We start from the raw sequence: 6667 nt of genomic DNA, 5'->3' as shown, positions 1-6667 counted from the left end.
TTTCAAAGTTTCCTTTGCAACTTCAACCACTTGCGCTTCGTTCGACTTGGCGTCTCACGTCAGCGGGAGGCGAATTCTACAGCGTTACAACCTGCTGTCAACTGCCTTTTTCACCGCTGTCGATTCAGGCATCTGAACCGAAGCCCTTCCTCGCTGCTTACTTCGTCCAACTCGTTGATTATCAAGGAGTTTTCCGTTTCGTCTGCGCCGGAAGTGGGGCGAATTATAGAGAGATTCAGAGGAGCGTCAACCCCTATTTTGATGAAATTGTCATATCGGCCAGAAACAGCCTCAAAAGCAAAGGGGCGGGCCTCGCGGCCCGTCCCTTTCACACACGACTACAAGCTTGGGAAAGCAAACTGCGAAGCTTCATGGCTCGCGCGCTGAGGCCAGCGTTGCGTAATCGCCTTGCGGCGGGTGTAAAAGCGCACACCATCCGGGCCGTACGCATGGAGATCGCCGAACAAGGAGCGCTTCCAGCCACCAAAGCTGTGATAAGCCACAGGGACCGGCAGCGGAACGTTGACGCCGACCATGCCGACTTCGATCTCATCACAGAACAAGCGCGCTGCTTCGCCGTCACGGGTGAAGATACACGTGCCATTGCCGTACTCGTGATCGTTGATCAGTTGCATGGCTTGCTCAAGGCTGTTGACCCGGACGATGCACAGCACCGGGCCGAAGATTTCTTCTTTATAGATACGCATCTCGGGGGTGACCTGGTCGAACAGGCAGCCACCCAGGAAGAAGCCGTCTTCGTGTCCAGAAACGCTAAGGCCACGACCGTCCACCACCAGCTTCGCACCGGCACTGACGCCGTCTTCTATATAGCCGCTGACTTTGTCGCGATGCTGACCGGTGACCAATGGCCCCATATCCAGACCGCATGTCGTACCGGCACCAATTTTCAGCGCCTTGATCTGTGGTACGAGTTTGGCAACCAGTGCGTCTGCAACCTGATCGCCGACGCAAACCGCCACAGAAATCGCCATGCAGCGCTCACCGCACGAACCGTAGGCAGCTCCCATCAATGCACTCACGGCGTTGTCCAGATCCGCATCCGGCATCAGCACGGCATGGTTCTTCGCGCCGCCCAGCGCCTGAACGCGTTTGCCGCGCGCCGTCGCTTCTTTATAGATGTATTCGGCAATCGGGGTTGAACCCACGAAACTCAGCGCTTTGACTTCCGGCGCTTCGATCAGCGCATCGACCGCCGCTTTGTCGCCGTGGACCACGTTCAATACACCCTTGGGCAAGCCCGCTTCGTGCAGCAATTGAGCGATCAACAACGTAGAGCTCGGATCACGCTCGGAAGGTTTGAGGATGAAGCAGTTGCCACAAGCGATAGCCAGTGGGTACATCCACAGTGGAACCATGGCCGGGAAGTTGAACGGCGTGATGCCGGCGACAACGCCCAAAGGCTGAAAATCGGACCATGCATCAATGTTAGGACCGACATTGCGGCTGTACTCGCCTTTCAGAATTTCCGGGGCGGCACTGGCGTATTCCACGTTCTCGATCCCGCGCTTGAGCTCACCTGCAGCATCTTCCAGTGTCTTGCCATGTTCTTCACTGATTAGCTGAGCAATCCGCGCTTCGTTCTGCTCCAGCAGTTGCTTGAAACGGAACATCACCTGAGCGCGTTTGGCAGGCGGCGTATTGCGCCACACCGGGAAGGCGGCTTTGGCCGAGTCGATGGCCTGCTGCACGGTTTCACGACTGGCCAATGGAACCTTGTGAATCGCCTGACCGGTGGACGGGTTGAAGACATCGGCTGTACGACCGTTGTCGCTGACCAACTCGCCATGAATCAGGTGTTGAATGGTGCTCATGCGTTAACTCCGAAAAAGTGGCCCGCAGGCGCAGCCCAGGCTGCACCTGTTGATGAAAGAGAGGGAATCAGTCGATCTGATTGAGCGCTTCGCCCACCGCATCGAACATGCGATCCAGATCCTGTGGCTTGCTGTTGAAGGTTGGCCCGAACTGCAAGGTGTCACCGCCGAAGCGCACATAGAAGCCGGCCTTCCACAATTTCATTGCGGCTTCGAATGGACGCACGATAGCGTCACCATCTCTTGCAGCAATCTGAATCGCGCCCGCCAGCCCGTAATTGCGAATATCAATGACATTCTTGCTGCCTTTGAGACCGTGCAGCGAATTTTCGAAGTGCGGCGCGGTTTCCGCGACTTGTTGCACCAGGTTTTCGCGCTGGAGGATATCCAGTGCGGCAAGGCCGGCTGCGCACGCTACCGGATGCGCCGAGTAGGTGTAGCCGTGAGGGAATTCGACCGCGTACTCGGGCGTCGGCTGATTCATGAACGTCTGGTAGATCTCGCTGCTCGCAATCACCGCACCCATCGGGATCGCGCCGTTGGTGACTTGTTTGGCGATGCACATCAGGTCCGGGGTCACGCCGAAGCTGTCCGCGCCGAACATCGACCCTGTGCGGCCAAACCCGGTGATGACTTCGTCGAAGATCAGCAGAATGTTGTGCTGATCGCAGATTTCGCGCAGACGCTTGAGGTACCCCTGAGGCGGAACAATCACGCCCGCCGACCCCGCCATCGGCTCGACGATCACGGCTGCAATGTTCGAGGCGTCGTGCAGCTCGATCAACTTGAGCATTTCATCGGCCAAGGCAATGCCGCCCTGCTCGGGCATGCCGCGAGAGTAGGCATTGCTGGCAAGCAAAGTGTGAGGCAGGTGGTCGACGTCCATCAACTGGCCGAACATTTTACGGTTGCCGTTGACGCCCCCCAGACTGGTGCCCGCGATGTTGACGCCGTGATAACCACGGGCGCGGCCGATCATCTTGGTCTTGGTCGCCTGACCTTTGAGTCGCCAGTAAGCACGGACCATTTTGACAGCAGTGTCAGCGCATTCAGAGCCCGAGTCGGTATAGAAGACGTGATTCAGATTACCTGGCGTCAGATCGGTAATCTTTTCCGCCAACTGGAAAGACAGCGGATGACCGAACTGGAAACCCGGCGAGTAATCGAGCGTGCCCAGCTGCTTGGCGACGGCCTCCTGAATCTCCTTGCGGGTATGACCGGCACCGCACGTCCATAGACCGGACAAGCCGTCATAAATCTTGCGGCCTTTATCGTCTGTCAGGTAACTGCCTTGCGCTGCAACGATCAGTCGAGGATCGCGCTGGAAATTGCGGTTGGCGGTGTACGGCATCCAGTGCGCGTCAAGCTTGAGCTGACTGGCCAGAGACATATCGGACGATTCGGGCATGTTCATCGGAATTAACCTCACAAGGTGTGGGTGGCCGTCTTCGCACGTCTGGAACAGCGCAGGAAGCAGGACCGGGTTGCAGCTAACTTGCCATGAGCATAAAGTCTAAAAAATCCTGCTTTTACGATCTTTAGTTGGCCGATGACTAAACTATGAGCAATCGCCGCTCCGACCCGCTGGCGCAAGTCAGCGACTTTGACATCCGACTGCTGCGCATCTTTCGAAGCGTGGTCGAGTCAGGCGGGTTCTCCGCCGCTGAAAGCACACTGGGCATTGGCCGCTCGGCCATCAGCCAACAGATGAGCGATCTGGAGCAGCGTCTGGGCTTGCGCCTGTGTCAGCGTGGCCGAGCGGGGTTTTCTCTGACAGAAGAAGGCCGTGAGGTCTATCAGTCCTCGCTGCAGCTATTAAGTGCGCTGGAAAGTTTTCGCACAGAAGTGAACGGCCTTCACCGACACCTGCGTGGCGAGCTCAACATTGGCCTGACGGATAACCTGGTCACCCTCCCCCACATGCGAATCACCCACGCGCTGTCACAACTGAAGGAGCGTGGGCCGGAGGTGCACATCAACATCCGCATGATCGCGCCCAATGAAGTGGAGCAAGGCGTGCTCGATGGCAGCTTGCACGTTGGCGTTGTGCCGCAAGCCAGCGCGTTGTCTGGTCTGGAATACCAGCCGCTCTACAGTGAGCGGTCGCTGCTGTACTGCGCCGTGGGGCATCCGTTGTTTTACGTGGATGACGCGCAACTGGGTGATGACCGTCTCGCGGACCAGGAGGCGATCGCACCGACCTTCCGACTGCCGACGGACATTCAGGCGCATTATCAGGCGCTCAAATGCACCGCCAGCGCCTCGGATCGAGAAGGCATGGCATTTCTGATTCTTACCGGACGCTACATAGGCTATCTGCCTGACCATTACGCGAACTTCTGGGTACAGCAAGGCAGATTACGTGCCCTGAAGGCGCAAACCCGATTTTATGATCTGAGCCTGGTGACAGTGACCCGCAAGGGGCGTCGCCCCCATTTGGTGCTGGAGAGTTTTCTGGAAAGTCTGGCTGCCACACGATGAGGCCAAAATCGAAGGGCGCGATGGATTGCCGCCGGACCTCAACTGCACCTATAAATTTTTTAGCTCTTTTATTTCAGATAGATAGATAACAAACGCCGCCAAACTCTTGATCAACTGGACAGGTTTTTGCAGTGCAAGTCAGTGTCGGTAAACGCGACGACGACCTCACGCGTAACGCCGGCATGGCCAAACACAAAAACCGAGAGTCCAGCATGCAGCCTGAAGCGCCCGATAATAACGACCTGATTTACGGCCTCAACGACAGACCCAGCCCCGCACCCGCGACCCTGGCGGCCATTCAGCACGTGCTCGCGGCATTCGTCGGCATCATCACGCCTCCGTTGATTATCGGATCGGCGCTCGGGCTGGGCGCTTACCTGCCTTACCTGATCAGCATGGCCTTGATGGTTTCAGGTGTCGGCACGTTCATTCAGGCGCGCCGCCCGTTCGGCATCGGGGCGGGGATGATTTGTCTGCAAGGGACCAGCTTCGCGTTTCTCGGCGCGGTCCTGTCCGCTGGCTTCATGGTCAAGCAGCGTGGCGGCAGCCCCGAAGACGTCATGGCGATGGTGTTCGGCGTGTGTTTCTTCGGCGCCATCGTGCAGATTGTCCTCAGTCGTTTCATCGGCCAGTTACGCCGCATCATCACGCCCTTGGTTACCGGGATCGTGATCACGCTAATCGGCGTCAGCCTGATCAAGGTCGGCGTGACCGACCTGGGCGGCGGCTTCAACGCCCCCGACTTTGGCGAACCGCTCAATCTCGCGCTCGGCGGTTTCGTATTGCTGGTCATCATTCTGCTTAACCGTTCGAACGCGCCGTGGGTGCGCCTCTCGGCCATCATCATCGGGCTTGCGGTCGGCAGCATCGCGGCATGGTTCTGCGGAAAACTGACGCCTCAGGCCATCGGCGGCGTTGCGTTGATCAGCCTGCCGCTGCCTTTCCGGTTCGGCTTCAACTTTGACTGGGCGGCGTTCCTGCCCGTCGCGCTGATTTATCTGATCAGCAGCATCGAAACCGTCGGTGACCTGACGGCCAACTGCATGTTCTCACGTGAGCCGATCAAGGGGCCCACTTACATTGCTCGTCTCAAAGGCGGCGTATTGGGTGATGGCGTGAGTTGCATGATCGCCGCAACCTTCAGCGCTTTCCCCAACACCACATTCGCCCAGAACAACGGGGTGATCCAGCTCACGGGTGTTGCAAGTCGCTATGTCGGGCTCTACATCGGCGCAATCCTGTTCTTGCTCGGGCTTTTCCCGGTCATCGGCGCGGTTCTTCAACAGATTCCAAAACCGGTACTGGGCGGCGCAACCCTGGTGATGTTCGGCAGCGTGGCCGCCGCTGGCGTTCGGATCCTGGCGCACTCCACGCTGGATCGCCGGAGCATGCTGATCATCGCAACCTCGTTTGGCGTCGGCCTGGGAATCGCAGCGCAACCGGCCTTGCTGCACCACCTGCCTCAGTGGGTACAAAACGTGTTTGATTCGGCGATCACCAGTGGCGGCCTGACGGCGATTGCCATGTGCCTGTTGTTGCCAGAGAGCAAAGAGACCGTCTCCGTAAAAAAGGAGGAAATGGAGGCATTTGAGCATTAATTTCCACTGCCAACGCTTGTCGGATCGTCGCGGGTGCGTTATCTGTTCACCCCGTCGCACCCAATGATCCGTCTGGAACCGCACATGACCCTTGAAGTCCCTGCTCACAGCGTCAGCGCCACCAAACCGGCGAGCCGTATTCGTCAGAAGAATGAAGAAGCGATCATGAAGGCTGCCGAGGACGAGTTCGCCCGTCACGGATACAAAGGCACGAGCATGAACACGATCGCGCTGAATGCCGGGCTGCCCAAAGCCAACCTTCATTATTACTTCACCAACAAGCTCGGCCTGTACATCGCGGTCTTGAGCAACATCATTCAACTGTGGGACAGCACGTTCAACCATTTGAAGGTGGAAGACGATCCGGCACAGGCGTTGACCCACTACATCCGCGCAAAAATGGAGTTCTCCCGTCGGCAGCCCCAGGCGTCGCGCATTTTCGCCATGGAGATCATCAGCGGCGGTGAATGCTTGAATGAATACTTCAGTCAGGATTACCGGCAGTGGTTTCAGGGACGTGCCGCAGTCTTTCAGGCCTGGATTGATGCTGGCAAAATGGACCCGGTCGACCCGGTCCATCTCATCTTCCTGCTGTGGGGCAGTACCCAGCATTACGCCGACTTCGCCACGCAGATCTGTCAGGTCACTGGCCGCACACGCCTGACCAAGCAAGACATGGAGGAAGCGGGCGACAACCTGATCCGCATCATCCTCAAGGGTTGCGGGCTCACGCCACCGATCTGATCTTCGAACACG

At 57.9% G+C, this 6667-nt stretch carries 5 protein-coding genes; 3 read left to right on the top strand and 2 right to left on the bottom strand.

The genetic code is table 11. The features are described from left to right. Nucleotides 1–338: 338 nt before the first annotated feature. The gene (locus tag BMY73_RS22515) at nucleotides 339–1832 is read right to left on the bottom strand and encodes a CoA-acylating methylmalonate-semialdehyde dehydrogenase (protein WP_092409875.1); all 1494 of its coding nucleotides are present in this window, start codon (nucleotides 1830–1832) and stop codon (nucleotides 339–341) included. Nucleotides 1833–1899: 67 nt separating this feature from the next. Further along, nucleotides 1900–3246: an omega-aminotransferase AptA gene (locus tag BMY73_RS22510; protein WP_092409873.1), complete on the bottom strand. Its 1347-nt coding sequence runs from the start codon at nucleotides 3244–3246 to the stop codon at nucleotides 1900–1902. Nucleotides 3247–3392: 146 nt separating this feature from the next. Between BMY73_RS22510 and BMY73_RS22505 the strand changes: the two genes are divergently transcribed. The 3 genes from BMY73_RS22505 (at nucleotide 3393) to BMY73_RS22495 (ending at nucleotide 6655) form a co-directional block, all read left to right on the top strand. Next, nucleotides 3393–4313 carry a LysR family transcriptional regulator gene (locus BMY73_RS22505; RefSeq protein ID WP_092409871.1) on the top strand — a complete coding sequence of 307 codons (921 nt, stop codon included), beginning with the start codon at nucleotides 3393–3395 and terminating at the stop codon, nucleotides 4311–4313. Nucleotides 4314–4525: 212 nt separating this feature from the next. Next, nucleotides 4526–5911, top strand: coding sequence for a uracil-xanthine permease family protein (locus tag BMY73_RS22500; RefSeq protein ID WP_092409877.1), 1386 nt, complete (start codon nucleotides 4526–4528; stop codon nucleotides 5909–5911). An 84-nt stretch (nucleotides 5912–5995) separates the two neighbouring features. Next, nucleotides 5996–6655, top strand: coding sequence for a TetR/AcrR family transcriptional regulator (locus BMY73_RS22495; RefSeq protein WP_062390089.1), 660 nt, complete (start codon nucleotides 5996–5998; stop codon nucleotides 6653–6655). Nucleotides 6656–6667: the final 12 nt, after the last annotated feature.

Source organism: Pseudomonas sp. NFACC02, assembly GCF_900110765.1.
Lineage (GTDB): Bacteria > Pseudomonadota > Gammaproteobacteria > Pseudomonadales > Pseudomonadaceae > Aquipseudomonas.
This window is presented reverse-complemented; position numbering and strand designations above follow the sequence as displayed.